Source organism: Polyangiaceae bacterium, assembly GCA_015075635.1.
Classification (GTDB): Bacteria; Myxococcota_A; Polyangia; order Polyangiales; family Polyangiaceae; genus JADJKB01.
Genome location: JABTUA010000002.1, coordinates 719,722 through 744,444 on the forward strand (window position 1 = coordinate 719,722; position 24,723 = coordinate 744,444).

At 68.8% G+C, this 24,723-nt stretch carries 24 protein-coding genes and 1 tRNA gene; 19 read left to right on the forward strand and 6 right to left on the reverse strand.

The genetic code is table 11. The annotated features are described in order from the left end of the window. Positions 1-34 precede the first annotated feature (34 nt). From HS104_19540 to HS104_19560, 5 genes are read left to right on the forward strand one after another with little or no spacing between them, the layout of a single operon-like run. Positions 35-1,579 (forward strand): aminotransferase class I/II-fold pyridoxal phosphate-dependent enzyme, encoded by a 1,545-nt coding sequence (locus tag HS104_19540; GenBank protein ID MBE7482157.1) that lies wholly within the window; start codon positions 35-37, stop codon positions 1,577-1,579. A 7-nt stretch (positions 1,580-1,586) separates the two neighbouring features. After that, positions 1,587-2,660, forward strand: a complete 1,074-nt coding sequence (locus HS104_19545) for a hypothetical protein (protein MBE7482158.1) — start codon at positions 1,587-1,589, stop codon at positions 2,658-2,660. 33 nt (positions 2,661-2,693) lie between these two features. Further along, on the forward strand, positions 2,694-3,824 hold the full coding sequence (locus HS104_19550; GenBank protein ID MBE7482159.1) for a hypothetical protein: 1,131 nt from the start codon (positions 2,694-2,696) through the stop codon (positions 3,822-3,824). 38 nt (positions 3,825-3,862) lie between these two features. Further along, positions 3,863-5,317, forward strand: coding sequence for an SGNH/GDSL hydrolase family protein (locus HS104_19555; protein MBE7482160.1), 1,455 nt, complete (start codon positions 3,863-3,865; stop codon positions 5,315-5,317). A 41-nt stretch (positions 5,318-5,358) separates the two neighbouring features. Then, a complete protein-coding gene (locus tag HS104_19560) occupies positions 5,359-5,835 on the forward strand; it encodes a hypothetical protein (protein MBE7482161.1) in 477 nt (158 codons plus the stop codon). Between the two features lie 11 nt (positions 5,836-5,846). Here HS104_19560 and HS104_19565 read toward each other — a convergent pair whose 3' ends face one another. Genes HS104_19565 through HS104_19575 form a run of 3 tightly spaced genes read right to left on the reverse strand, consistent with a single transcriptional unit; the run spans position 5,847 to position 8,286 of the window. Then, positions 5,847-6,410 (reverse strand): hypothetical protein, encoded by a 564-nt coding sequence (locus tag HS104_19565; GenBank protein ID MBE7482162.1) that lies wholly within the window; start codon positions 6,408-6,410, stop codon positions 5,847-5,849. Between the two features lie 36 nt (positions 6,411-6,446). After that, entirely contained in the window at positions 6,447-6,875 is a 429-nt protein-coding gene (locus HS104_19570) for a hypothetical protein (protein ID MBE7482163.1), read from the reverse strand. A 34-nt stretch (positions 6,876-6,909) separates the two neighbouring features. Then, positions 6,910-8,286: an anthranilate synthase component I family protein gene (locus tag HS104_19575; GenBank protein MBE7482164.1), complete on the reverse strand. Its 1,377-nt coding sequence runs from the start codon at positions 8,284-8,286 to the stop codon at positions 6,910-6,912. 43 nt (positions 8,287-8,329) lie between these two features. Here HS104_19575 and HS104_19580 point away from each other — a divergent pair, with 43 nt between their 5' ends. From HS104_19580 to dnaJ, 3 genes are all read left to right on the forward strand, one after another. Next, positions 8,330-8,809 carry a hypothetical protein gene (locus tag HS104_19580; GenBank protein ID MBE7482165.1) on the forward strand — a complete coding sequence of 160 codons (480 nt, stop codon included), beginning with the start codon at positions 8,330-8,332 and terminating at the stop codon, positions 8,807-8,809. Positions 8,810-8,855: 46 nt separating this feature from the next. After that, positions 8,856-10,280 (forward strand): hypothetical protein, encoded by a 1,425-nt coding sequence (locus tag HS104_19585; GenBank protein ID MBE7482166.1) that lies wholly within the window; start codon positions 8,856-8,858, stop codon positions 10,278-10,280. A 79-nt stretch (positions 10,281-10,359) separates the two neighbouring features. Next, positions 10,360-11,460: a molecular chaperone DnaJ gene (gene dnaJ, locus HS104_19590; GenBank protein MBE7482167.1), complete on the forward strand. Its 1,101-nt coding sequence runs from the start codon at positions 10,360-10,362 to the stop codon at positions 11,458-11,460. Between the two features lie 146 nt (positions 11,461-11,606). Here the strand turns inward: dnaJ and HS104_19595 are convergent, their stop codons facing one another. Beyond that, on the reverse strand, positions 11,607-12,911 hold the full coding sequence (locus HS104_19595; protein MBE7482168.1) for a FliI/YscN family ATPase: 1,305 nt from the start codon (positions 12,909-12,911) through the stop codon (positions 11,607-11,609). A gap of 76 nt (positions 12,912-12,987) precedes the next feature. On the opposite strand from HS104_19595, the gene HS104_19600 reads away from it, so the two are divergent. Continuing rightward, positions 12,988-13,629, forward strand: a complete 642-nt coding sequence (locus tag HS104_19600; GenBank protein ID MBE7482169.1) for a hypothetical protein — start codon at positions 12,988-12,990, stop codon at positions 13,627-13,629. Between the two features lie 4 nt (positions 13,630-13,633). Here the strand turns inward: HS104_19600 and HS104_19605 are convergent, their stop codons facing one another. Continuing rightward, positions 13,634-14,764, reverse strand: coding sequence for a serine/threonine protein kinase (locus HS104_19605; GenBank protein ID MBE7482170.1), 1,131 nt, complete (start codon positions 14,762-14,764; stop codon positions 13,634-13,636). Positions 14,765-14,968: 204 nt separating this feature from the next. Here HS104_19605 and HS104_19610 point away from each other — a divergent pair, with 204 nt between their 5' ends. From HS104_19610 to HS104_19655, 10 genes are all read left to right on the forward strand, one after another. Then, positions 14,969-15,760: a site-specific DNA-methyltransferase gene (locus HS104_19610; protein ID MBE7482171.1), complete on the forward strand. Its 792-nt coding sequence runs from the start codon at positions 14,969-14,971 to the stop codon at positions 15,758-15,760. Continuing rightward, positions 15,757-16,236: a hypothetical protein gene (locus HS104_19615; GenBank protein MBE7482172.1), complete on the forward strand. Its 480-nt coding sequence runs from the start codon at positions 15,757-15,759 to the stop codon at positions 16,234-16,236. The genes HS104_19610 and HS104_19615 overlap by 4 nt, the downstream gene beginning before the upstream one ends. After that, on the forward strand, positions 16,233-16,709 hold the full coding sequence (locus tag HS104_19620) for a hypothetical protein (GenBank protein MBE7482173.1): 477 nt from the start codon (positions 16,233-16,235) through the stop codon (positions 16,707-16,709). The genes HS104_19615 and HS104_19620 overlap by 4 nt, the downstream gene beginning before the upstream one ends. 20 nt (positions 16,710-16,729) lie before the next feature. Next, the gene (locus tag HS104_19625) at positions 16,730-18,259 is read left to right on the forward strand and encodes a hypothetical protein (protein ID MBE7482174.1); all 1,530 of its coding nucleotides are present in this window, start codon (positions 16,730-16,732) and stop codon (positions 18,257-18,259) included. A 23-nt stretch (positions 18,260-18,282) separates the two neighbouring features. Then, a tRNA-Leu gene (locus HS104_19630) sits at positions 18,283-18,366 on the forward strand. A gap of 73 nt (positions 18,367-18,439) precedes the next feature. Continuing rightward, on the forward strand, positions 18,440-19,045 hold the full coding sequence (locus HS104_19635; protein MBE7482175.1) for a type IV toxin-antitoxin system AbiEi family antitoxin domain-containing protein: 606 nt from the start codon (positions 18,440-18,442) through the stop codon (positions 19,043-19,045). A gap of 315 nt (positions 19,046-19,360) precedes the next feature. Then, the gene (locus tag HS104_19640; protein ID MBE7482176.1) at positions 19,361-19,672 is read left to right on the forward strand and encodes an IS66 family insertion sequence element accessory protein TnpB; all 312 of its coding nucleotides are present in this window, start codon (positions 19,361-19,363) and stop codon (positions 19,670-19,672) included. Between the two features lie 145 nt (positions 19,673-19,817). Continuing rightward, positions 19,818-20,273 (forward strand): helix-turn-helix domain-containing protein, encoded by a 456-nt coding sequence (locus HS104_19645; GenBank protein MBE7482177.1) that lies wholly within the window; start codon positions 19,818-19,820, stop codon positions 20,271-20,273. 6 nt (positions 20,274-20,279) lie between these two features. Further along, the gene (locus HS104_19650) at positions 20,280-20,870 is read left to right on the forward strand and encodes a PIN domain-containing protein (protein ID MBE7482178.1); all 591 of its coding nucleotides are present in this window, start codon (positions 20,280-20,282) and stop codon (positions 20,868-20,870) included. A 991-nt stretch (positions 20,871-21,861) separates the two neighbouring features. After that, entirely contained in the window at positions 21,862-23,565 is a 1,704-nt protein-coding gene (locus HS104_19655) for a cation:proton antiporter (GenBank protein MBE7482179.1), read from the forward strand. Between the two features lie 3 nt (positions 23,566-23,568). Here HS104_19655 and corA read toward each other — a convergent pair whose 3' ends face one another. Beyond that, positions 23,569-24,702, reverse strand: coding sequence for a magnesium/cobalt transporter CorA (gene corA / locus HS104_19660; GenBank protein MBE7482180.1), 1,134 nt, complete (start codon positions 24,700-24,702; stop codon positions 23,569-23,571). Between the last annotated feature and the right edge of the window lie 21 nt (positions 24,703-24,723).

The window sequence follows — 24,723 nt, forward strand, 5'->3', positions numbered from 1 at the left end:
CTGGGCGGACCCGTGCGGGTGAGGAGCATCCCCGATGGGACTGAAAGACAAGATCTCGGAACGCGGCAAGAAGATCCTCCTGAGCCCGACGGTGATGCGCTGGGTCTCGGACGACCGCGTGATGAGAGGCGTGGAGGGCCTGATGGATGCGCCCTCGCGGATGAAGGCGGCGTGGGCCGTGCTGAAGAACGGCCACGACCTGCCCGCCATCGATCCGGCCGTGGACGACTCCATGGGCGAGATCGACGCGGCCGCCGCGCCGAGCCCGAAGCCCAAGGCCAACGGCTCTGCCGCGCACGTCCCGACCAGCGCGCGCTCGCTCGGCTCCGAAGACATGAAGGAGTCCTTGAAGGAGCGCAGCTCGCTCTCCGGCATCGGCGGCCGCGACGTGTTCGAGAAGTGCTTCCAGTTCAGCGCCGCGGACAACGCGCGCAAGATGGGGATCTACCCCTTCTTTCGCCCGCTCGATCTGAACGACGGGCCGGAGGCCGTGATCGACGGCAAGCGCGTGGTGATGTTCGGCTCCAACAACTACCTGGGTCTGACCACCCACCCCAAGGTACGCGAAGCGGCCAAAGCCGCCATCGACCGCTTCGGAACCAGCATGACCGGCTCACGCCTGGTCAACGGCTCCATGAAGATGCACGAGGAGTTCGAGCACAAGCTCGCGGCCTGGTTCGGCAAGGAGAGCGCGCTGGTCTTCACCACGGGCTACCAGGTCAACATCGCCACCTGCTCGGCGCTGCTCAGCAACAAGAAGAGCGTCGCGGTCATCGACCGCAACGTCCACGCCTCGCTCTACGACGGTGTTCGGCTCGGGCAGTCGGCGGGCGCGCGCCTGGTGCGCTACCGCCACAACGACGCCGAATCCCTCGACAAAGCCCTGGAGAAGGTGGACGCCGGCGAGGGCGCGCTGGTCGTCACCGACGGCGTGTTCAGCGCGGAGGGCGAGATCGCCAAGCTGGACGAGCTGGTGCCCGTGGTGAAGAAGCACGGCGCCCGCGTGTTCGTGGACGACGCCCACGCGCTGGGCGTGATCGGCCCCGGCGGGCGCGGCACCGCCCACCACTTCGGCCTGGAAAACCAGGTCGATCTGATGGGCGGCACCTTCAGCAAGTCGCTGGCCAGCATCGGCGGCTGGCTGGTGGGCGAGCGCAAGGTCCTCGACTACATCCGCCACTTCGCGCCGAGCTTCCTGTTCGCCGCCGCCGCCGCGCCGCCGAACGTGGCCGCCGCCATGGCCGCCTTCGAGCTCATGCAGGAGGAGAGCTGGCGCATCCAGAAGCTGCACGACAACTTCACCTACATGCGGGACGGCCTGAAGAGCCTGGGCTTCGACCTCGGCCACACCCAGACGTCGGTCATCCCGATCTACATCCGCGAGGATTTGCGCACGATCATGATGTGGCGCGATCTGCTCGAGGAGTACGGCATCTACACCAACCCGTTCATCTCGCCGGGCGTTCCGCCGAAGCACGCCATGCTGCGCACCAGCTACATGGCGACGCACGAGAAGACGCACCTCGACCGCGGGCTGGAGGCCTTCGAGAAGGTCGGCAAGAAGTACGGCGTGATCTGAGCAGGACATGCGCCGCGCCCTGGTCGTCGCCGCCCTGCTCGTCTTCGCTCCAGCGGCGCGCGCTGCGTGCCCAGTGGGCCTGACGATCAGCGTGGACAACGACACTCCGGGCTCGGGCTACTCCGAGGTGAAGCCCGAGAACTGGGTCAGCCACAGCGTGGACGCCTGCAAGGGCAACTACCGCTACCTGAGCGCCTACGTCGGCGACGGCACCCGCAAGGGCAAGGCCATCTGGCAGCCGAAGATCACCACCGCGGGCATGTACGAGGTCACCACCAGCTACCGCGCGACCACCAACCGGACCAACGACGCCGACTACACGCTGTTCGACGATCAGGGCGGCACGCAGAAGAAGAGCGTGGACCAGACCCAGGGCGACGGCTGCACCAAGATGGTGATCGGCACCGCCTACTGCGCCGTCGGCGGCAGCTGCCGGCTCGTGCTCGACGGCGACGACGGCAAGAGCGACTCCGCCGACGAGACCGTTTTCGTGCTGAAGAGCTGCGACGCCACTGCGGACGCCGGCACGCCCGGACCCTGCGCCGGCATCGAGGCGGTCGCCGCGTACGAGCTGTGCGCCCAGAGCGCGACCACCTGCTCCGGGGTCTACAACGACGGCTCGAGCTGCGCGGCGTTCTGCGGCGCGGCCGGCATGGTGTGCACGGCGCGCTTCGGCGCCGGCCCCGGATGCAGCAAGGAGACCCAGAACCCCTTCGCCTGCGGCGCCAACAACGGACATCAGTCGAACTGGTGCGACTGCGCCTACCCGCCCGGCTCCGGCGGCAGCGGCGGCAGCGGCGGCAGCGGCGGCGCGGGCGGCGGCGTTGCGGGCGGCGCCGGCGTCGCGGGCAGCGCGCCGAGCGGCGGCGCGGCTGGCAGCGGCGGCGGCTGGACCGGAACCGGCGCCAGCATCGGCAAGGCGGACGCGGGTCCGAACGTGAAGGGCGGAACCACCGGCGATGACGACGGCGGCTGTGGCTGCCGCCTGGCTGGGCGGTCCGGGCGCAGTCCCTGGGCCACGCTCTTGGCGCTCGCCGCCTTGGGCTTCGGCGCGCGGCGGCGCTTTTTGTGGCGCGATTGACTCCGCGCCATTCAGCGTCGTATTCCGCGCGCCATGTCGGTGGAAGTTCGTGAGACCCCGATCGGGGGCGACCTGCGCGATTTCTTGGACGTCGTGGACTACGTGTACCGCGACGACCCGAATTTCGTCCGCCCCCTCGATTTCGACCTGAAGCAGCGGCTGAGCAAGAAGAACCCCTTCTTCGAGCACGCGGAGGCCACCACCTTCACCGCCTACAAGAACGGCTGGTGCGTCGGCCGGGCCAGCGCGCAGATCGATCGCGGACACCTGGAGCGCTACAAGGACGACGTCGGTTTCTTCGGCTTCCTGGACACGGTGGACGACCCGGAGGTGGCGAAGGCCCTGCTCGACGCGGCCGCCAAGTGGCTCTCGCGCCGCGGCATGAAGAAGATGCGGGGGCCGCTGTCGCTCAACATCAACGAGGAGATGGGCTGCCTGATCGAGGGCTTCGACACGCCGCCGATGATCTTGATGCCTCACCACCAGCGCTACCAAGGTGGGCTCATCGAGCAAGCCGGGCTCGCCAAGATCAAGGACGTGTTCGCCTGGCGCTACACCGTCGGCAACGTGCCGAAGCGGGCCGAGAAGGCCATGGCCGACGTGGACGCCATGCCCGAGGTGAAGCTGCGCCACGTGGACAAGGGCAACGTCGAGCGCGACGTGCGCATCATCATGGACGTCTTCAACGACGCCTGGAGCGACAACTGGGGCTTCGTCGCGCTGACGGAGGCCGAGCTCACCAAGATGGCGAGCGAGCTCAAGCCGATCTTGATGCCGGAGCTGACTTACATCGCCGAGATCGACGGCTCACCGGCGGCGGTGGCGCTGGCGTTGCCGAACGTCAACGAGCTGATCGGCGACCTGCACGGCAAGCTCTTCCCCTTGGGACTGCCCAAGCTGCTCTACCGGCTGAAGGTGAAGGGACCCAAGTCGGCGCGGCTGATCATCCTGGGCATCCGCAAGAAGTACCGCGGCGTGAAGAAATACGGCGCGCTCAGCACCTGCCTGTACGCGAAGATGCACCGCTCCGCCGAAGCCATCGGGGTCACGTGGGGCGAGCTGTCGTGGACGCTCGAGGACAACGCCGCCGTGAACGTCGGCATCAAGTTCATGGGCGGCGAGATCTACAAGAAGTACCGGGTCTACGAGCGGGACCTCGCCTGATTCTCGCGCCTCGGGCGCGGCCGCCGTAGACTCCGCCCGTGCGCCTGCTCCTCGTCACCGTGCTCGGGCTGACTGCCGCGTGCAGCAGCGACGAAGGGACGGGGAAGCAGCCGGCCGCCGGCGGCGCGTCGAGCGGTGGCGCGTCGAGCGGCGGCGCGTCGAGCGGCGGTCAAGCGGGACAGAGCGGAGGGAGCGCCGGCACCGGCGGCGGGGCTGCCGGCAGCGGAGGCAGCGGCGGTACGGCGGACGGCCCGACGCGTTACCCGGCGAACGCCGTCACTTCCCCGGTGAACGAGCACGTCGCCAAGCGCCTGCGCGCCATCGCCAGCCTGGACGCGAGCCGCAAGCCGGACGTGTTCATGAAGGTCGGCGACTCGCATACCGTGAGCAAGAACCTGATGTATTGCTTCGCGGGCCCGTCGCAGCCGAGCTACCAGCTCGAGCTAGCCGGCAACGACGCCCTCTTGCCGAGCATCCAGCACTTCCGCAAGGGCAGCGCGGCGGGGACCACGCCGTTCGACCGCGCCTCGCTGGCGGCCGTGGTCGGCAAGAGCGCGAGCTGGGCCACCGCCGGCAGCCCCTCGCCGATGAGCCAGGAGCTCGGCGCGCTGAACCCGCGCTTCGCGCTGGTGAGCTACGGCACCAACGACATGCAGATGGGGGTGACCTTCGCCAGCGCGCTCTGGCCCTTCCACGAGAACCTGTCGAAGCTGCTCGATCAGCTCGAGAGCTCCGGCGTCGTGCCGATCGTGGCAGGGCTCTTGCCTCGGGGAGACGACGCCACGGCGGCGCTCTGGGCCGAGGTCTACGACGTGGTCACCCGCGGCATCGCCGAAGGCCGGCAGCTGCCCTACCTGAGCATGTACCTGGGCACGAAGGATCTGCCCAAACAAGGGCTCGCCGGCGACAACCTGCACGGCAACGTGTACGTCGCCGGGTCGAGCCAACCTTGCGTGTTCACCAGCGCGGGCCTCGCCTTCAGCTACAACGTGCGGAATCTCACCAGCATGCAGCAGCTCGACGTGGTCAAGCGCGTCGTGGTGGACACGGAACAGGCCCCGGACGCGACCGTACCGGGAACGAGCGGCACCGGCACGAGCGCCGACCCCTTCGTGGTGGATGCACTCCCGTTCACGCACCACGCCAACACCGACGCCGCCCCGGACGACGCCATCGAGGTCTACGCCGGCTGCGGCTCGACGGCGGACGAGTCGGGCCCGGAGCAGTACTACACGCTGGTGGTGAGCGAGCCCACGCCGATCCGCGCCATGCTCTTCGACCGCGAGGGCGTGGACGTGGACCTGCACCTGCTCTCCGGGGGGACGACCGGGGCGGCGTGCAAGGCCCGCCACGATCGTCTGATCGAGCGCACGCTGCCGGCCGGCGCTCACACCTTCGTGGTGGACAGCTTCGTGGCATCGGGGAAGGCGCAGTCGGGCGAGTACATGCTGGCGATCACGCGCTGCGCCCCGACGGACGCCGCGTGCCAGTGACAGCTCTCGCGTCGCGCGGGGTTCTGCCGTAGAGTTCGGCCATGATGCGATGGCTCCTCCGGAGCGTCACGGTGAGCGGGCTCGCGCTCCTCGGCTTCGTGGCCTGCAGCGCCGAGGAAGGCGGCGGCCCGCCCTCCGCGCCGTGTACCGATCAGACCAAGGGCGCGGCGCCCATTTGCGGCAAGACCTGCGCAAATCGCTGCGGCTGCACCGACTGTCAGCCCGGTGCCCAGACCTTCATCGGCGGCACTGCGTACGTCTGCCAGAACGGTTGCTTCGCGGCCACATCCGGCACGGGCGGCAGCGGCAGCGGCGGCAGCAGCAGCGGCGGTGCGAGCGGCAGCGGCGGCGGCGATCCGTGTGCGGGCGTGGACTGCAACGCCAGCCCGCCGATCTGCGGAGCCTGCACCACGTGCGCCTGCTGCACGTGTACCAACGGCGAATTCAAGGACATCGGTGGCACGACCTACGTTTGCACCGGCGACTGCTACGCCTCGGGCAGCGGCGACGGCGGCTGAAGTTCTCGAGCTCAGGCGCCCAGGCGGTAGAAGGTCGCCCCTGCGCTGACCAGCGGTGTGGGCTCGTTCTTGAACTTGCGACCGAGCGCCTCGACCGCCTCGGTGTCCACGTACAGGCCCGCACCCCAGCCATCCGGCGCGTCGGCCTGATCGTGGTGCGCGGCGGTGTCGGCCCAGAGCGCGCGCCGCAGCGGCTCGCTGGGCGCCGAGGCGACGGCGACGAACACGCCGTTCATCTCCGGGAGCTCGCTGCCGGCCTCGTCGGCGAGCCAGCGGCCGCCGTAGCTCACCACGCCCACGGTCGCAAAGCCTTGCTCGGAGAGGCGCGCCCGCACCAGCTTCAGCCAGGCGATCGGGTCCTCGGTCTGATCGCCGTCGGCGAGCTCCAGGTAGAGCGCGTGGCCGAGATCCAGGGCCCGCACGTCCTGACCCAGCGCGAAGATGCCCAGCGCGTCGCGCCAGGCGTCGCGAAACGCGCGCCAGCGCCGGGCGAACTCGGCGGGCTCCTGGCTGTACTCCTCTTGCTCGAGATCGGCCCAGGAGAGCAGCAGGCCGAAGGCGTTCTCGTCGTCCATGGATCGATGGTCTTTCACCCCAGCGGACCGCGCTCGTCAATCGAGGATCAAGGGCGGCGCGCCGGCTCGGCGCCGGAGCGCGTTCAGCGCGCGCATCACGTGCGGGCGAGCCACCAGCTTGCGCTCCAGCGTGCGCTTGCCGGGGAAGTCGAGGAGCACCAGCGCCATGACGATGGTCAAGATCCCCTGGCCCGGCAGGACCAACATGGCGAGCCCGGCGACGAGCAGGAGCCCGCCCGCCACGTTCTTCGCGACGTGCAGCGGACGGCGCCACTTGGGGCTGCGAATGACGCTGATGGGCGCTTCGTGGTCGTGGCGCACGAAGTAGTCCCGCGGCAGGCGTGCGACGAACCAGGGCAGAGCGACGACACTGGCCACCAGGAGGAGCAGCGAGAGCAGCGTCACGGTGGCGAGCACCTGAGGCGTGATCAGCCAGTCGAGCGCTGGGCGCGCCCACGCGGGCATGCTGCTCTTCAGCCACTCGGTCACTCACGAGACGTTAGCCACTGAAACGTGTTCGTCGAGCCGCCTCGACGGCGGCGAGCGCGGCGCGGGCCTTGTTCCGCGTCTCCTTGGCCTCCAGCTCGGGCACGCTGTCGGCCACGATGCCCGCTCCGGCGCTGACCTCGAAGCGGCCGTCTCGGAGCACCACCGTGCGGATGGCGATGGCGAAGTCGAGCTCCCGGCCCGCGCTGACCCAGCCCACCGCGCCGCCATAGACCCCGCGCGGACGCGGCTCGAGCTCGCGGATGATCTGCATGGCACGCACCTTCGGCGCGCCGGTCAGGGTGCCCGCCGGAAAGGTCGCGCGGAGCACGTCCCAGGGGCCGACGGCGTCGGTGAGCTCGCCGGCGACCTCGCTCACGATGTGCATCACGTGGCTGAAGCGCTCCACGACCAAACGCTTCTCCAGGCGCACGCTGCCCGGGCGGCTGACGCGCCCGACGTCGTTGCGCCCGAGGTCAATGAGCATGACGTGCTCCGCCAGCTCCTTGGGATCGGAGAGCATCTCCTCGGCCAGAACGGCGTCTTCGGCCGGCGTCCTGCCTCGACGCCGCGTCCCCGCGATGGGTCGAACGGTGACCGTCGAGCCCTCGACGCGCACCAGGGTCTCCGGGCTGGCTCCGGCCAGCGCGATCGCCGGAGCGTCGTCCCGCGCCGGCAGCTCGAACAGGTACATGTAGGGCGCCGGAGAGAGCACGCGGAGCGCCCGGTAGACGTCGAAGGCGTCGGCGCCGAGCGCCGGCACGGAGAAGGTGCGCGCCGCCACCACCTGGAAGGCGTCACCGGCCAAGATGTGCTCCTTCACTCGCAGAACGCTCTGCCCGTAGGCCTCGTCGCAGGTGTCGAGCTCGAGGTCCGCGGGGACCAGGCTCGGATCTGGCGCCGGGAGCGGCGGCAGCGCGGCGGCCCGTGAGAGCAGCTGCTCTGCTCGCTCGACCTCCTCGGCGCGGGTTCCGGCCAGGGTCGCGGTGTGGGTCAGGTTGTCGAAGACCACGACCGTGGGCTCCCCGACCAGGCGCACTACGGGGGTGGACGGTCCCGGCCAGGGATCGACGCTGAACGCCGAGTGCACGGCGTCGTAGCTGACGACGCCGAAGTGGGACGTCGCGAGCTTCTTCGCGATGTCGGCTTCATGAGAGGGAAGCGCGGGCAAGAGCTCGGCGAGACGCGCGAAGGGATCACGGCCCGACTGCGCAGAAATTACGACCTCGCTCCGGGGTCGCACTCCCAGGATGGAGTAGCGTCCCCAGCGCTCGCCGGGGACCACGCTCTCGAGCAGGAAGCAGCCCTTCCCTGCGTCGCGGCGCAGCGCCGCGTAGGCGCCCACCGGAGTGATGCCGTCCACGACCAGCGTCTTCTCGAACACGGTCATCGTTCCCGAGTCTTACCAGGTTCAGCGGTGTATGCTTCGCCCGATGCGGTTCTGGCTGCTCTTACTGCTCGTCCTCGCGCCGGGTTGTCGCAAGGTCAGCGAGCGCACGCTCCGGGACACCGAGTCCCGGAGCATCAAGGCCAGCTGCGATCGCGAGGGCAAGTGCGAGCTCGCGCTGGTGGCCGGACAGCACGCGCCCGACAAGAAGGCGCTGGCGCTACACACCACCGGCAACCTGGTCGGAGTGTGCGACGTCGGCGAGAGCAATGAGCCGGACGCGACGACCGACTGCCGCGCGCTGGTCTGCGACGCCGACGTGGACTGCCCGCCGATGCACGGCTTGAAGGACGGCACCTGCATCAACGGTCTGTGCCGCGAGCCTTCGGCGAGCATCGGCGTAGACGACGCAGTGATGCTCTGCTTCGCCGGCACCGGGCTCGGCACGACCTCGCCGGATCGGCTGGCCTTGGCGCTGAACTGCGGCAGCCCGTGCCGGGTTCCGGCCGTCTGCCGCCAGCCCTGAGCCAGCGGTTCCATCGCGGCGGGATCTGCAATAGCGTCCCGCCCCCATGCTCGAACGGAAGTCCGTCCGCGCCAGCGTCGCCCTTGCGGCCTACGCCGAGCCGGTGCTCGAAGGCCGCCGCGTCATCGTGTTCGGGGACTCGTCCTCCGGGCTCGCCGAGCAGTTGCTCGAGCGCGGCGCGCGCCTGGTCCACGTCTACGACCCGGACGCGGCGCGGGTCGCCGAGAGCACGGTCCGCAACAGATCGCAGAACATCGCCATCGCGGCCCTCTCGGACATGGGCCTCGCCCTGCGCGAAGGCGCGTTCGACGTCGGCGTGGTCGAAGACCTGACCATGACCGGTCCGGCGCACTCGGTGCTCAAGCGCCTGCGCCGGGCGCTCTCGCCCCGGGGGGTCGCCTTGGTCGCCGCGCCGAACCCGGAGGTGAGCGAGCGCTTGCTGCCTGGTGGCCCGAGCTTCGACTCGGCCCTCGACTACTACCAGCTCTACGACGCGGTCGCCTCCGAGTTCCAGCACGTGCGCATGCTCGGCCAGACGCCGTTCGTCGGCTTCGCGGTGGTGGACTTCGCCGCGCAGGAGACGCCCGAGCCGTCGCTGGACACCGCGTTCGTTCCCGGCGGCGCGGAGGAGCCGGAGTGGTTCATCGCGTTCGCGAGCTCGGTGCCGCTGCGCCTGGACGAGTTCCAGATCGTGCAGCTCCCGCTGGAGATCTTGAGCGCGCGCCCCCAGAGCGCCAAGAGCGACGCGGAGCTCGGTTCGGCGCGCGAGGCCGAGCGGCGCATGCGCGAGCGCATGGCCGACCTCGAGGCGGAGGTGAGCGAGCTCGAGGGCCAGCTGCGAACCGCGCGCACCCGCGACGCGAGCGCCGAGGAGGTCATCACCCTGCGCGCGGAGCTGGCCAAGCGCGAGCGCTGGGTGGCCGAGGTCGAGGCGCGCGCCGCGGTCGCCGACGCCCGGGCCGACGAGGCTGAGACCGAGCTCGAGGCGCTGCGCGACGAGATCGCCCGCGAGCGCGCGGCCGCCGGCGAGCCGCTCAGAGTGCTCGAAGGCCAGGTCGCAGCGCTCCGGGAGGAGCTGGCGAAGGAGAGCGCCGACAACCACCAGCTCCGGGAGCGCATCGAGCATCAGGACCAGCGCATCAGTGCGCTCTCGGCGGTGGACGCCGAGAAGGAGGGCGACGAGGTCGACTCCCTGGAGGCGCAGCTCAAGGCCAGGGGCGCCGAGGTCCGTCGGCTGGAGCGGGATCTCCGGCAGGTGGAGCGGCTCGGCCGGGAGCTGCTCGAGACCCTGACCGAGCTGGCGCAGCGCAACGCGGTCAGCGAGGCCGACCTGGAGGCCGCGCGCTGGAGCCTCTCGGCGGCCTCCGGCTCGGACGGCACCCAGGCCGAGCGCCAGCTGGAACGGGCCCTGGCGGCCCTCCAGCAGCGCCTGGTCCTCGAGGCCCAGGCCCGCAAGGCGGAGCCCTCTTGAGCCGCTTCGTCGCGTTGACAGGGGTCTTTCGGAGCTTATTGTCTAGTCTCATCGTCCTCCCGGTCCGGGCCCCGGTTCAATGAGCGAAAAGCGCGACTACTACGAGGTGCTCGAGGTCTCGAAGGAGGCCAGTGCGGACGACGTCCGCAAGGCCTACCGCAAAGCGGCGCTCAAGTTCCATCCGGACCGGAACCCCGGGGACCCGACGGCCGAGGCGAAATTCAAGGAGGCCACCGAGGCCTACAGCGTGCTCTCGGACGAGCAGAAGCGCGCCCAATACGACCGCTTCGGCCACGCCGGGATGGGCGGGGGCTTCGATTTCCAGCAGGCCGGGATGGGCGACATCCTGAGCCAGTTCCAGGACCTGTTCTCGGACTTCTTCGGGGGCTTTGGCGGCTTCGGCGGCCAGCGCCGGCGCCAGCGCGGCCCGGAGCGCGGGCAAGACGTGCGCGTCGAGGCCCACATCAGCCTGAAGGACGCCTTCACCGGCGTGAAGCACGAGGTCGGCATCCGCGGCAGCGCCCCTTGCGAGACCTGCTCGGGCACCGGCGCCGCGGCGGGCGCGCGTCCCGAGCGCTGCCAGCAGTGCGGCGGCAACGGCCAGGTCACGACCCAGCGTGGCTTCATCATGTTCAGCACCACGTGCCCGGTCTGTCGGGGCTCCGGCGAGTTCATTTCGAAGCCCTGTGCGGACTGCTCGGGTACGCGCTACGTCGAGAAGAAGCGCAAGGTGCTGGTCACTTTCCCCGCCGGCATCGACAGCGGTCAAACGCTGCGCGTCCCCGGTCAGGGCATGCCGGGCCCCGCCAACGGCGTTCCCGGCGACCTCTACGTGGACGTGGTGCTCGAAGAGGACGAGAGCTTCCAGCGCGACGGCCACGACCTGGTCGCTCGCCGCGAGATCACCTTCCCGGAGGCGGCGCTCGGCAGCGAGATCACGGTCGAGCTCCCGGACGGCGTGAGCGTGAGCGCCGAGGTCCCCGCCGGCACGCAGCCCGGGACGGTGATCAGCATTCGCGGCAAGGGCATGCCCCGCCTCGACGGCCGCGGGCGCGGGGACCTGCACGTGGTGACCGAGGTCGCCGTTCCGAAGAAGCTCAGCCGGCGCGCCAAGAAGCTCCTGGAAGAGCTGGAAGAAGAGCTGGGCGAGTCCGGGGACAAGGCAGCCCGCACGGCCTGAGGGGTATTTCTTCACTCCGTTGACGACAGCGAACGCCACGCGACGCTTCCACTCTGTCGAAACAGCCGCCGCCGGTCCCGGCCGGTTCTCACACTCCCGCCTCGATGGCGCACCGTGATCTGATCATGGCAAGACTGTCCACGTGACTACCCGAACCGAGACGCGAGGCGTTCCAGCTCCGAGAGCGTGGCGTCCCAGCTCGACGCCTCGGCGTTCTGGCACAGGAAGCGCTCGATCTCCGGAAGCGCCTGGATGCTGCGATCCACCCTGGGATCGCTGCCCTTGGCGTAGGCGCCCAGCGTGATGAGATCGCGCTTCTCTTCGTAGGTCGCGATCAACGCGCGCAGCTGCCGCGCGGCCGCGACGTGATTCGAGCCGACCACCGCGTCCATCACCCGCGACAAGGAAGCCGGCACGTCGATGGCGGGATAGTGTCCGCGGGCGGCGATGCGGCGGTCCATCACGATGTGCCCATCCAGGATGCCGCGCACTTCGTCGGCGATCGGCTCCTCCATGTCTCCGCCCTCGACGAGCACGGTGTAGATGGCGGTGATGGCGCCGCGCTCGCTCTGACCGCTGCGCTCGAGCAGGCGCGGCAAGAGCGCGAACACGCTGGGCGGGTAGCCGCGCCGCGCCGGCGGCTCACCGGCCGCCAAGCCCACCTCGCGTTGGGCACGCGCGACACGCGTGACCGAGTCCACGAGCAGGAGCACGCTCTTGCCGGCGTCGCGGAAGCTCTCGGCGACGGCCGTCGCCACCTGCACGGCCTTGAGCCGTTCGAGCGCGGGAGCGTCGCTGGTCGCGACGACCACGACGGAACGCCGGCGCCCGACCTCACCCAGCGAGTGCTCCAGGAAATCGCCGACCTCGCGCCCGCGCTCGCCGACCAGCGCGACCACCACGACGTCGGCGCTGGTGCCCCGAGCGATGGCGCCGAGCAGCGTGCTCTTGCCGACGCCCGAGCCCGCGAACAAGCCGACGCGCTGCCCCACGCCCAGGCTCAGCAGGCCGTCGATGACGCGCACTCCCGTCGCGAGCGGCTCGGAGACCGGACGGCGGCCGAGCGCGGGAGGAGGCGCGCGATCCACCAGCACCCGCGCCAGGCCCTCCGGCAAGGGGCGCCCGTCGGCAGGCCGTCCCAGGCCGTCGAGCACCCGACCCAGGAGGGCGGGCCCCGCGGCGATCTCGAGCGGCGCGCCGGTGGACTCGACGGGGTCGTCCACGCCGACCCCGGTCAGCTCGCCCAGCGGGATGGCGACGGCCTCGCCCTGCTCGAAGCCCACGATCTCCGCCTGGAGCGGGCTGCCGCGGCGCTTGAGCACGACCACGTCCCCGACCCGGGCGCCGGGCAGGCTCAACCGAACCGACAGCCCGGTCACCGCCCGGACCCGGCCCTCCGCCAGGAGCGCCGGGGAGTCCGCGAGCCGCGCTCTGAGGGCGTCGAAATCCATCCCCACCGAGGCTACACCCGCGCCGAGGCCCACCCAAGAGTTGCCCCCGCCGCGAGAGAGGTGCCAGGCTTTTGCCGTGCGGACTCTGCTGATTCTGGTCTCGGCCCTCACCCTGGCGGTCACGGGCTGCCGGGTCTCGGCCAGCGCCAACGCCAACCTCAACACCGGCAAGAAGAACAGCGAGGAGTTCGACGACGAACCTCCGGTGCAGGGCCAGGGGCAAGCCGACGACATGGCCTCGGAGTACGCGCTGCTCGGAGCGCGGCACGACGTCGCCCTCGCGCCGGACAAGAAGACGCCGGTGTGCAGCTGTCTCGCCGTCGCCCTGGGCGCGCCCGGTGATCCGTCGTTCAAGTGGCAAGGCCCGGCACCGACCATCGATCCGGAGACGCAGCTCGTCGTCGCCGTCAGCTCCGAGGGCATCGCCTGCGCCGGCGCCAAGGCCGACAGCCTGGGAGCTTCGTACTGGGGCTACAAACAATCGGGGGACGACGTCATCGTGACCATCGAGAACGCCCGGATGGGTCGTCCTCTGACCGCGGGCGCGATCATCCCCAAGCCCGTGGGCAACGGTCAGGTGTACGTGCAGGCGGCGAGCAAGGCGGTGCCCTACGGCCGGCCGCTCGTGACCGGCGACAAGCTGTGCAAGTTGGGCAACCCGGGGCCCGTGCGCAAGACCGTCGCGCCCGGCAGCGCCGAAGAAGAGCAGGACTGGTGAGCCGTCAGCCGGCGGGACGACCGAGCGCCCGAGCCAGCGCGGCACGCCGCTCCTGAATCACCGGGCCCAGGTTCGAGACCACGAAGGCCGCGAACTGATCCTTCGGAACCGGCGAGCAGACCTCGGCGTAGGCGTACTGGATCGCGCGGCGCATGTCCGCCGCGGTCTGGAAGCGATCACCCGGCTCCCGCGACATGGCGCGGTGCACGATCTCCGCCACGGCGCGGGGTGTGCCGGCCGGCAACGGCGGCAGAGGCTCGCCGAACTTGATCTGGCGCACGATGGTCGCGATGTCCCCTTCGTAGGGCAATCGCGAGGAAATCAGCCGATACAGCACCACTCCAGCCGCCCAGACGTCGGTCCGCCGATCCGGCGCCAGGCGCAGGACCTGCTCCGGCGCCATGTAGCTGACCTTGCCCTTGAGCACGCCGGTGCGCGTCTGCTCGGCCAGTCGCTCCGAGGCCTTCGCCACGCCGAAGTCGATGAGCTTCACGTCACCGGACGAGCTCAGCATGATGTTGGCCGGCGAGACGTCGCGGTGCACCAGGTTGATGAGCGCGCCCTTCTTGTCGCGAAGCTCGTGGGCGTTGTGCAGGCCCAAGCACGCCTCGCCGACGATGCGCAGCGCTATGGACAGCGGCACCTCCTTGCCCTTCGCGCTCAGCGCTCGGAGCAGCGCGCTCAGCGAGTCACCTTCGACCCACTCGAGGGCGACGAACGGGATGTCGCCGTGCATGCCCACGTCGCGAATCGCGACCACGTTCGGATGGCGGATCTCCGAAAGCAGGCGCGCCTCGTCCAGGAACATGTGGACGAAGGACACGTCCGAGGACAGGTTCGGCAGGAGCGTCTTCAGCGCCACTACCTCGCGCTCGCCGCTCCGGCGCTGCCGCGCCGCGAGCCACACCGCGGCCATGCCGCCCTTGGCGATCTGCGTGACCAGCTCGTAGCGTCCGACGTAGCGTCCGTTCTCGAGCGGCTCGGGCATGGCCGGAACCAGCGGCGGCTCCGAGGCCTGGCTGACGACGCGCGCCCAGCGCTTGGCGAGGGGGCTGGTCTCGGTGAAGGTGTCCTCTCCCCAGTCGCTCTCGGGTGGCGCGTCGGATGGGCGCTCGGGGGGGGTGCGTTGACTCATGGAGGCACGGCCGTCGTCTCAGGATACGCAGCCGCGTGCTGCGAGCAAAAACCCGCAGACTCAGGGTAACAGGAAGCCCCCCGGGCAGGCAGCCCGGGGCAATCGCCGGGAAAAGGCGCCTTCTTCGCCAGATGTGACGAGCAAGATCCGAGCTCGGTCGCCCGGAATGACGACTGCACGCCCGGCCAGTGATAGGTGTCGGGCATGTCCGACCGCGGGCTCGACGACCCCGCAGCCTTTCGCCTGACCGCTCCCACGGACCCGGTGCCCCGCGCCCCGAGCAGCCCCACGACGTTTCACGTCGCCCGCGAAGACGCGGTGACCTGGCTCGGCTCGCTGGCGGACGGCAGCGTGGACCTGGTGGTCACCGATCCGGCCTACGAGTCGCTGGAGAAGCACCGCGCCATTGGCACCACCACGCGCCTCAAGCAGAGCAAGGCGAGCAGCAACGACTGGTTCCGGATCTTCCCGAACGCGCGCTTTCCGGAGCTGTTCGCCGAGCTCTACCGCGTGCTCCGCAAGAACAGCCACCTCTACCTGTTCTGCGACCAGGAGACGATGTTCGTCGCCAAGCCCATCGCCGAGCAGGTGGGCTTCAAGTTCTGGAAGGCCCTGATCTGGGACAAGGAGCTCCTGGGAATGGGCTACCACTACCGCTCGCGACACGAGCTCATCTTGTTCCTCGAGAAGGGCAAGCGAAAGCTCACCGATCTGTCCATCGCCGACGTGATCCGTTGCCCGCGCATCCGCGGCGGCTACCCTGCGGAGAAGCCGGTGGCGCTCTCGGAGATCTTGCTGCGCCAGAGCAGTGAGCCGGGGGCTCTGGTCATCGATCCGTTCACCGGCTCGGGCTCGGTGGGTGTGGCGGCTGCCAAGCTCGGCCGCCACTTCCTGGGCACTGACGTGTGTGCGGAGGCCGTTCAGACCGCAGAGCGGCGCCTCTCGGAAGCGGGTGCCCGGCGAGACGACTGCATGTACGATGTTGCCCGGCGATGACCGGAAACCAGTACCGCAGGCTCGTCGCGCGCTATCTGCTCTCGGCCTACTCGGGCCGGGGCCTGCACATCTACGAAGAGGTGAGCCTCGGCACCAGCATCATCGGCAAGCAGCGGCGCGTGGACCTCCTGCTCCTGCTCCCGGCGACGGGTGAGGCGCTGGCGCTGGAGTGCAAGTACCAGGACTCGTCCGGCACCACGGACGAGAAGATCCCCTACGCGCTCGAGGACTTGAAGGCGCTGCGCGTGCCGGCGGTGATCGCCTACGCCGGCGGCGGCTGGTCCGACGGCGTCTTGCACCTGCTCCAGAGCTCTTCGCTCGCCGCGTTTTGTCTGCCGGACGAGGCCATGAAGCCCGCGCCGCGCAAGCAGGGGGACTCCATCGACAGCGGCACCTGGCAGCTCGACCACGTGCTCGCACAAACCTTCCGCTGGTGGGACGTCGTGCTCTCCGGACGCACGCCGCTCTTGCTGTGAGCGCCGAACGACCCTGGCCGCGGCGCGCGCCCTGGCTGCGCCTCGTGCTCTTCGCCGGATTCCTGGCGAGCCTGCCCTTCGCCTGGACGGAGGAGATCCCGTCGGGCTGCGGCGCAGGCCAGCCCGGCGTACCCGTGGTCGAGAGCGGGTGGCAGCTGCTGTCTCGGGAGCCGCAGGTCGTCGTCATCCTGGGCGTGCTGCTGGTCGGCGCGCTGGTGCTCGCGCTCTTGGCGCGCAAGGCCCACACCGGCGTGCGCCTCGCCGCGCACGTCGTGGCGACGCTGGCCGGCGCGTTGCTGTTCTCCCTGGCGCACTTCGCCGCAACCTTCGCCCTCTTCGCCCGCGTTCGCATCCTGCCTGGCGGGTGGCTGGGCCTCGGCTGCCTGGCGCTCGCGACCCTCGATGCGCTCGCCCGCACGATCGGCGAGCTGGTGCAGCTCGTGCGAGAGCGAAGGCAGCGCCCCCGCGGTTAGACCTCGGCTATCCTGTTGGGATGCGAAGCTGGGCGGTGGCACTGGGTTTCGGCATGGCCCTCGCGGCCTGCGGCGACGACGAGAGCGGCGGCGGGTCGGGCGGAAGCTCGAGTGGGGGCGTGGGCGGCAGCGGGGCGAGCGGCGGCAGCGGAGGCAGCGGCGGCAGCTCCGCGAGCGGCGGCTCGGGCGGCGCCGGGGGCAGCTCGGCCAGCAGCGGCAGCGGAGGCACGAGCGGGAGCGACGGCGGCGGCGGCGCGGCCGGCTCCGGCGGCAGCGGAGGCCCGGCCCCGCTGCCCTACGACCTGCACTCCCTCGACCGGCTTCAGTGCAAATACGACAAGGGCGCGCTCACCACCGAGACCGTCGGACCCCAGGTGCCGCACGGGGACACGCTTCCGTTCGAGCACATCGTCGTCTTGATGATGGAGAACCGGAGCTTCGATCACTACTTCTCGAAGCTGCCCGCCTACGGCGTCACGGACGTGGACGTGGCAACCGACCAGGACTTCAACGTCGATCCGACCAACAACGAGAAGATCTACCGCTTCCACGAGACGCGCTTCTGCATCGAGGACGTGAACCACGACTGGGAGCCGGTCCACGAGCAGTGGAACCAGGGCATGCTGGACGGCTTCGTGAAGACCAACAACCCGGGCGGCGCCCGGGCCATGGGCTACCACGACCAGAACGACTTCCCGTTCTACTACTGGATGGCGAAGACCTACTCGATCAGCGATCGCTTCTTCAGCTCGACGCTCGGCCCGACCTGGCCCAATCGCTTCTTCTTCTACGCCGGCACGGCCTGGGGCAACACCAAGACGGAGACCATCGATCCGGTCGCGGACCCCATCTACAAGCAAGCGCCACGCATCACGGATCAGATGAAGGCCGCGGGCAAGACCTGGAAGATCTACCGCGACGGACTGGTCTCGTTCGCCGTGCTCTTCGGCCTGAACGCCGAGAACCTGGGCGTCAAGATGTCCGACTTCGCCACCGACGTCGCCAACGACCAGCTCCCGAACCTGGTGCTGATCGATCCGTCCTTCAGCGGCGCGAACCAGAACGACGAGCACCCGCCCGCGAACCCGCAGCTCGGACAGAAGCTGGTGGCGGACGTGTACGCCACCCTGACCTCGAACCCGACGGTCTGGAAGAAGACGGTGTTCTTCCTGATCTACGACGAGCACGGCGGCTACTACGACCATGTGCCGCCGCCGCAGGCGTGCCAGCCGGACAACTACCAGCCCCCCACGCACGGCTTCGGCCGCCTGGGCTTCCGCGTGCCGATCCTGGTCGCCTCCCCGTACGTGAAGGCCGGCTACGTCAGCCACTTCGTCACCGATCTGACCAGCGTCACGCGCTTCATCCAGAACCGCTTCGACCTGCCGGCGCTCACCGCGCGGGACGCCAACGCCTGGCCCATGCTGGACATGTTCGACTTCGCGAGCCCGCCCTTCCTCACGCCCCCGGCGGGCGTGCCGAGCGCCGCGCCGGATCCGGCCCACGTGCAGTGGTGCCTGAACAACCCGCCGGGTACCGGCAAGCCCTGACTTGGACTAGGCTTCGCCCGCTCGCACGAGTGGCGGAATTGGCAGACGCACCGGATTTAGGTTCCGGTTCCCGAGAGGGAGTGAAGGTTCAAGTCCTTTCTCGTGCACCGTTGAAATCGCTCAGCTAGTGGAGGCTCACAGCGGCTTGACACGTTGCGAAACGTCGGTAAATCTTAGCAAGTGCCTACGAATCGTAACGCTTCGAGCCATTCAGGAGAACCAGCCGGGCAGGCGGTCTTTCGGCCTCGGGAGGTCGCAAAGAAGGGTGTGTCGAGGACCGCGCTCGGGCGCCTCACCCGAGCCGGAAAGCTGGAGCGAGTCGGTCGGGGCCTGTACGTGTCGGCCGGGGCCAAGGTCACCGAGCACCACACGCTGGTCGAAGCCGCAAAGAGAGTGCCGGCCGGGATCGTGTGCCTGCTCTCGGCTCTCGCCTTCCACGGGATGACGACGCAGAGCCCCCACGAGGTCTGGGTTGCCATCGACGTGAAGGCAAGGAAACCGAAGACAGATTGGCCGCCAATGCGGATCGTGCGCTTCTCCGGAAGGGCTCGAACGTTCGGCGTCGAGGAGCACGTCATCGAGGGCGTGGAGGTCAAGGTCACTTCGCGTGCCAAGACCGTCGCCGACTGCTTCAAGTACCGGAACAAGATCGGGATCGACGTGGCGGTCGAGGCCCTGCGTGATTACCTCGGCAAGAGGGGGCGCTCGATGGACGATCTTCTTCGAGCGGCCGAAGTCTGTCGGGTATCCAGAGTGATGAAGCCGTACATGGAGTCGTTCTCGTGACGAAGAACGTCGCCCACTCGGTCCGGGACCGGCTCCTGCAGCTCTCGAAGGAGCGAGGTGAGGAGTACAACTTCGTCCTCGCCCGTTACGCTCTGGAGCGCCTGCTCTACAGGATCACGCAATCGGTTCACCATCTGGTCGAAGCATCCGCATCGAGCCACGAAGGATCTCGACCTGCTCGGCTATGGTGCTCCGAGTCTCGAACGACTCGCGGACGTGTTCCGTGGCGTCTGCGCGACCGAAGTAGATGACGATGGGGTCGTCTTTGATCCGAGGACGGTCTCAGCCAACCGCATCAAGGAGGATGAGGTGACCTTGCTCGACCTTCTCATCCCTCGGCAGATCACCAAGGTGCTCATCTACCCGAAGCCGGTCAGCATGCGCTGGGGGCCGACGAAGCTCCGCTCGTTTTGCGCCGACACGCTTGGTGTGGAGCCCCAACCTGACACGGCGTTCCTGTTCACCAACAAGAAGCAGGACACTCTCCTGCTCTACCTCGTGAGCGAGGACGGCGATCAGATCCTCACGAAGAAGCTCGACCGGGGCGCGTTCCTGGTGCCGACTGGCAAGCCGGGGGCTGCCTTCGTCACCATGCGCCGTTCGGCGCTTCCTAGGCTTTTCCGGTAAGGTTGCTGCTCGGCCGTCGTACGAACATCTCGGGGAACCTGCGTTGCCCCGGCTCTTGCTTGCTTGGTTGCGCCAAGGCAGGGACTCCGCCGTTTCGCTCGTTTCACTTATTGCGGTTATTGCGTTTGGGTGCTAGGTTGAATCCATGAACGCGACGGCTCTGAAGATTCCGACCACCAAGGACTCCGAGCAGGCCCAGGTGGCTGTGCGAGCCCTGTCGGGGGTCCTGCGCCGGAAATCCAGCCGGACCATCCGGGTGCGACCGGAAGGTGCAAAGGAAGAAGTTTCCGTCTCTGTCCCGCGAGAGGCCTTCGAGCTGTTCCTCGACATCTTGGCGCAGATGGCAAACGGAAACGCGGTTTCCATCGTCCCCGTGCATGCTGAGCTGACGACGCAGCAGGCGGCAGACATGTTGAACGTGTCCAGACCGTTCCTGGTCGGACTCCTCGACGAGGGGAAGATCGCGTTCCGGATGGTGGGGACGCATCGCCGAGTCAAGGTGGCCGACCTCCTGACCTACAAGCAGAAGGACTCGAAGTACAGGAAGGCTGTGCTCGACGAGCTGACCGCCGAAGCACAGAAGCATGGTCTCGGGTACTGAAGACCGATGGCGTTCGTCGTCATCTACGATGCGTGTGCGCTGTACCCAGCACCGCTGCGAGATCTCCTCATTCGAATCGGAATGGTCGGTCTGGTTCGGGTCCGGTGGACCGAAGCAATCCTCGACGAGTGCTTCCGCTCGATCCAGGAGCAACGCCCCGACCTGAAGCCGGAGGCCCTGGTTCGAACTCGTGAGCTGATGCGGGAAGCCATCGCCGACTGCACCGTCACCGGGTACGAGCACTTGATCGACGGCCTCTCGCTTCCGGATCCGGACGACCGGCATGTTCTTGCCGCCGCGATCCGTGCTGGTGCTCAGGCCATCGTGACCTTCAACCTGAGGGACTTCCCGCACTCGGCCCTGGAACCCTACGGCCTGGAGGCCGTCCATCCGGACGATTTCGTGCTGGACCTGATCGACCTCGCGCCCGCTGCCATTGCAGGAGTCGTTCGCGAGCAGGCCGGTTCATTGAGGAACCCGCCGAGAACGCTTCCGGAGTTGCTCGACACCCTCAAGCAGTGCAGCCTAGATCAGTCGGTCGCCAAGCTGCGAGAGCTGCACGGCGACCACGTCGGATCGGAGACGGGGGAAGGGTAAGCGGCGTGAGCCTCATGTCGCGAATCGGACGACGCATTCTGAGGTGCGCCGTGGTGGTCGTACCGTTTGCCGTGTGTGGCCTGGCGGCATGTGGCGGCAACACGGATGAGACTGGCGGCTCAGTAGGCACGGAATGCACGGGCGACGCCGACTGCCGTGGCGGCCTCATCTGCCTCGCCTCGAACGATGCCACGACGAGCAGCGGCGGGCCGGCACATGGGTACTGCACCAAGGAATGCGACGCTGAGCCGGGCGCGGCCTGCGACGACCTCGACGCGAGGTGCTGGACCCTCCTGATGGGGCCTGCCAAGCATTGCCTTCTGAGCTGCATTCCGGGTTTGCCGGGTGTCTGCCACGGACGCGAAGATCTGGCGTGCATGCTGATCTCCGGCGACACCGGGCTCTGCGTTCCCGTATGCGCGTCCGACGACGATTGTGACCCTGAATTCTGCCATCCCGGCACTGGGTTTTGCGTCTCCAACCCGGCGGTTTCGGATCCCATCGGGACGCCCTGCACTGCGGTCATGTCGCCCTACTCAACCTGCAAGGCATGCCTCGGCTTGGGTGGAGGCCCGCCAGAACCCGGAGTCTGCTCGAAAGTGTGCGTTGCTACCCGTAGCGACGCCTGCGGTGACGGAGCCCGGTGCATCGCGCTTGGGACCGGCGTTGCTCCAAAACCCGGCACGCTGGGTTGGTGCTACCAGTCGTGCGCGACGGATGGAGAATGCCTCTCGGGCTCGCCTGCCCAGTGTGTCCCCGATGCAAGCGGACAAGGCGTATGTAAGGCCCCTTGACCAGCCCTCCTCCAATCGTCGGCGAATCGTCGGAAACGTCGCTGAACGACGCCGAACGGCGTGATACGGTGACCTGCAACCCCTCGGATCACCTCGGTTCGCATCCGTTCGCGACAGAAGCTCCCGATTTAGGTTCCGGCGCCCAAAAGGTGTGTGGGTTCGAGTCCCTCCTCGTGCACCGTTGAGATCCAAGGCCGATGCCTCACAACCTCGACCTGATCCTCACGCTGACCGGCGGCCTCGCGGCGGCGCTGCTCCTGGGCTTCGTCACCCAGAAGCTGAAGCTCTCGCCGATCGTGGGCTACCTGCTCGCGGGGGTGGCGGTGGGGCCGTTCACGCCGGGTTTCGTCGCGCACGGCGCGATCAGTGAGCAGTTCGCCGAGCTCGGCGTGATCCTGCTCCTGTTCGGCGTGGGGCTGCACTTCCACCTGAAGGAGCTGCTGGCGGTGCGCCACGTCGTGCTCCCGGGCGCGCTGGTGCAGATCGGCCTGGCCACGGCCGGCGGGTACCTGGTGACGCGGGCCTTCGGCTGGGGGTCGGGCGCGGCCATCGTGTTCGGCCTGAGCATCTCCATCGCCAGCACGGTCGTGCTGTTGCGCGTGCTCTCCGACGCGGACGTCCTGCACACCTCCGCCGGCCACATCGCCATCGGCTGGCTGATCGTGCAGGACCTGGTCATGGTCCTGGTGCTCGTGATGCTGCCCATCCTCTCGGGCAAGGCCGGCGGCGGCGGCGGCACTCAGGAGCTCTTGATGTCCGCTGGGCTCGCGGTGCTGAAGATCGCGCTCCTGGTCGCCTTCACGCTGCTCGTGGGCAATCGCGTGATCCCGGCGCTCCTGGGCTACGTCGCGAAGACCCGGTCCCGCGAGCTGTTCACGCTGACCGTGCTGGTGCTGGCCCTCGGCATCGCGGTCGGTTCGGCGAAGTTGTTCGGCGCGTCGATGGCGCTGGGCGCCTTCCTGGCTGGCATGGTGGTCGGCCAGTCGGAGTTCGCGACCCGGGCCGCGTCGGAGGCGTTGCCGATGCGCGACGCCTTCGCGGTGCTCTTCTTCGTGTCGATGGGCATGCTGTTCGACCCGGCCCAGGTGGTGCCCAACATCGGGCTCACCGCCGCCACGCTCGGCCTGGTGCTGATCGGCACCCCGCTGGTGACGCTGGGGATGACCCTGGCCCGCGGGCAGTCGGCGAAGAACGCCGTCTCCGTGGCGCTCGGCATGGCACAGATCGGCGAGTTCTCGTTCATCGTGGCCGCGCTCGGGCGGCAGCTGGGCCTGTTGCCGGATCGGGCGACGCAGTCCCTGGTCGCAGTCTCCATGATCTGCATCACGCTGAACCCGCTCATCTACCGGCTGGCACCGCCGCTCTCGCGCTGGCTCGACGCCCGCCTGCGGCGGCGGAGCGCCAAGGCCGACGAGCCAGGTCCACCGGTGGACGCCGCGCACCGAACGGTGGTCATCGGCTACGGACCGGTGGGTCGGACGCTGTCGAAGCTGCTGATCGAGAACCAGATCGAGCCGACCGTGATCGAGCTGAACCACGAGACGGTGAACGGCCTGAACAAGCAGGGCATCCGCGCCATCTTCGGCGACGCCACGCAGCAGGCCGTGCTGGAGGAGGCGGGCGTGCGCACGGCGGGCAGCCTGGTGTTCGCCGCCTCCGGCTCGCCGGACGCCGTCATCCGCCAGGCGCGGGAGCTCAACCCGAAGATCACCATCATGGCGCGGACGACCTACGTGGGTGAGGTCGCGTCGCTCCGGCAGGCCGGCGCTCACACCGTGGTCTCGGCGGAGGGCGAGGTGGCCCTGGCCATGGCCGAGCACCTGCTCCGCGGTCTCGGCGCCACGGGCGATCAGCTGGACCGGGAGCGCGATCGGGCGCGCGCCGAGCTGACCCCCGGGTGACGCTCAGTCGTCATCCACTTCGTTCGGCTCGTCCGGCACGCCCAGCCAGCCGCGGACACGGAAGTAGATCAGCAGGCCGACGCCCAAGAGGCCCATGCCGCCGAGCACGATGAAGTAGCCGTTCGGCCACTTGAGCTCCGGCATGTGCTCGAAGTTCATGCCGTACACGCCCACGATGAAGGTCAGCGGAATGAAGATGGTCGTCACCACGGTGAGCAGCCGCATCACGTCGTTGGTGCGGTTCGAGATCACGGACATGTAAGTATTCGTGAGCTCGCTCACCAGCTCGCGGTAGCTCTCGGCCATTTCCGAGACCTGGATGCAGTGGTCGTAGGTGTCACGCAGGTAGATCCGCGCCGAGTCGGTGACCATCGGCACGGGATCGCGGATCAAGCTGGAGAGCGCGTCGCGGAGCGGCCAGACCGCGCGCCGCACCAGGAGCAGCGTGCGCTTCACCTCGTGCACGCGCATGAGGAGCTCCGGCCGCGGGCGCTTCATCACCCGCTCCTCCAGCACCTCGAGCTCGTCCGCGAAGACCTCGAGCAACGGGTAATATCCGTCCACGATGGTGTCGATGATCGAGTAGGCGAGGTAGTCCGCGCCGGAGCCGCGCAGCATGCCGACGTTGTCGCGGAGGCGCGACCGCACTGGATCGAACAGGTCGCCGTGTCTCTCCTGGAAGGTCAAGAGATAACCCTTGCCGATGAAGACGCTGACCTGCTCGTTGTGCAGGTCCCCGTTCTCGTCCAGGCGCAGCATGCCGCAGATGAAGAGCTGCTGGCCCTCGTAGCTCTCGGTCTTCGGTCGCTGCGGCACGTTGACGACGTCGGCCAACGCGAGCGGGTGCAGCGCGAACAGATCCGCGAGCTGACGCAGCACCTTCTCGTCGCCGAGCCCCTGTACGTCCACCCACGTGACGGCGTGCGAACGCATCAACTCACGCAGCTCGGAGACGCGATCGAGGTCGCCTTCGTGCAGGTGATCCGCGTCGTAAGCCATGACGTGGATGCGCGGCTTCGGAGCGTCCTTGCCGATGACCAGGGCGCCGGGCCGCGCGCCCACCGGCGGGTTCTTCTTGAGGAAGAGCGAGACGGTCGGCGCGATCCTGCGCAGCGACTTCGGTGCTTCCTCTTCCATCGCGGGCCGAGCTTAGCGGAG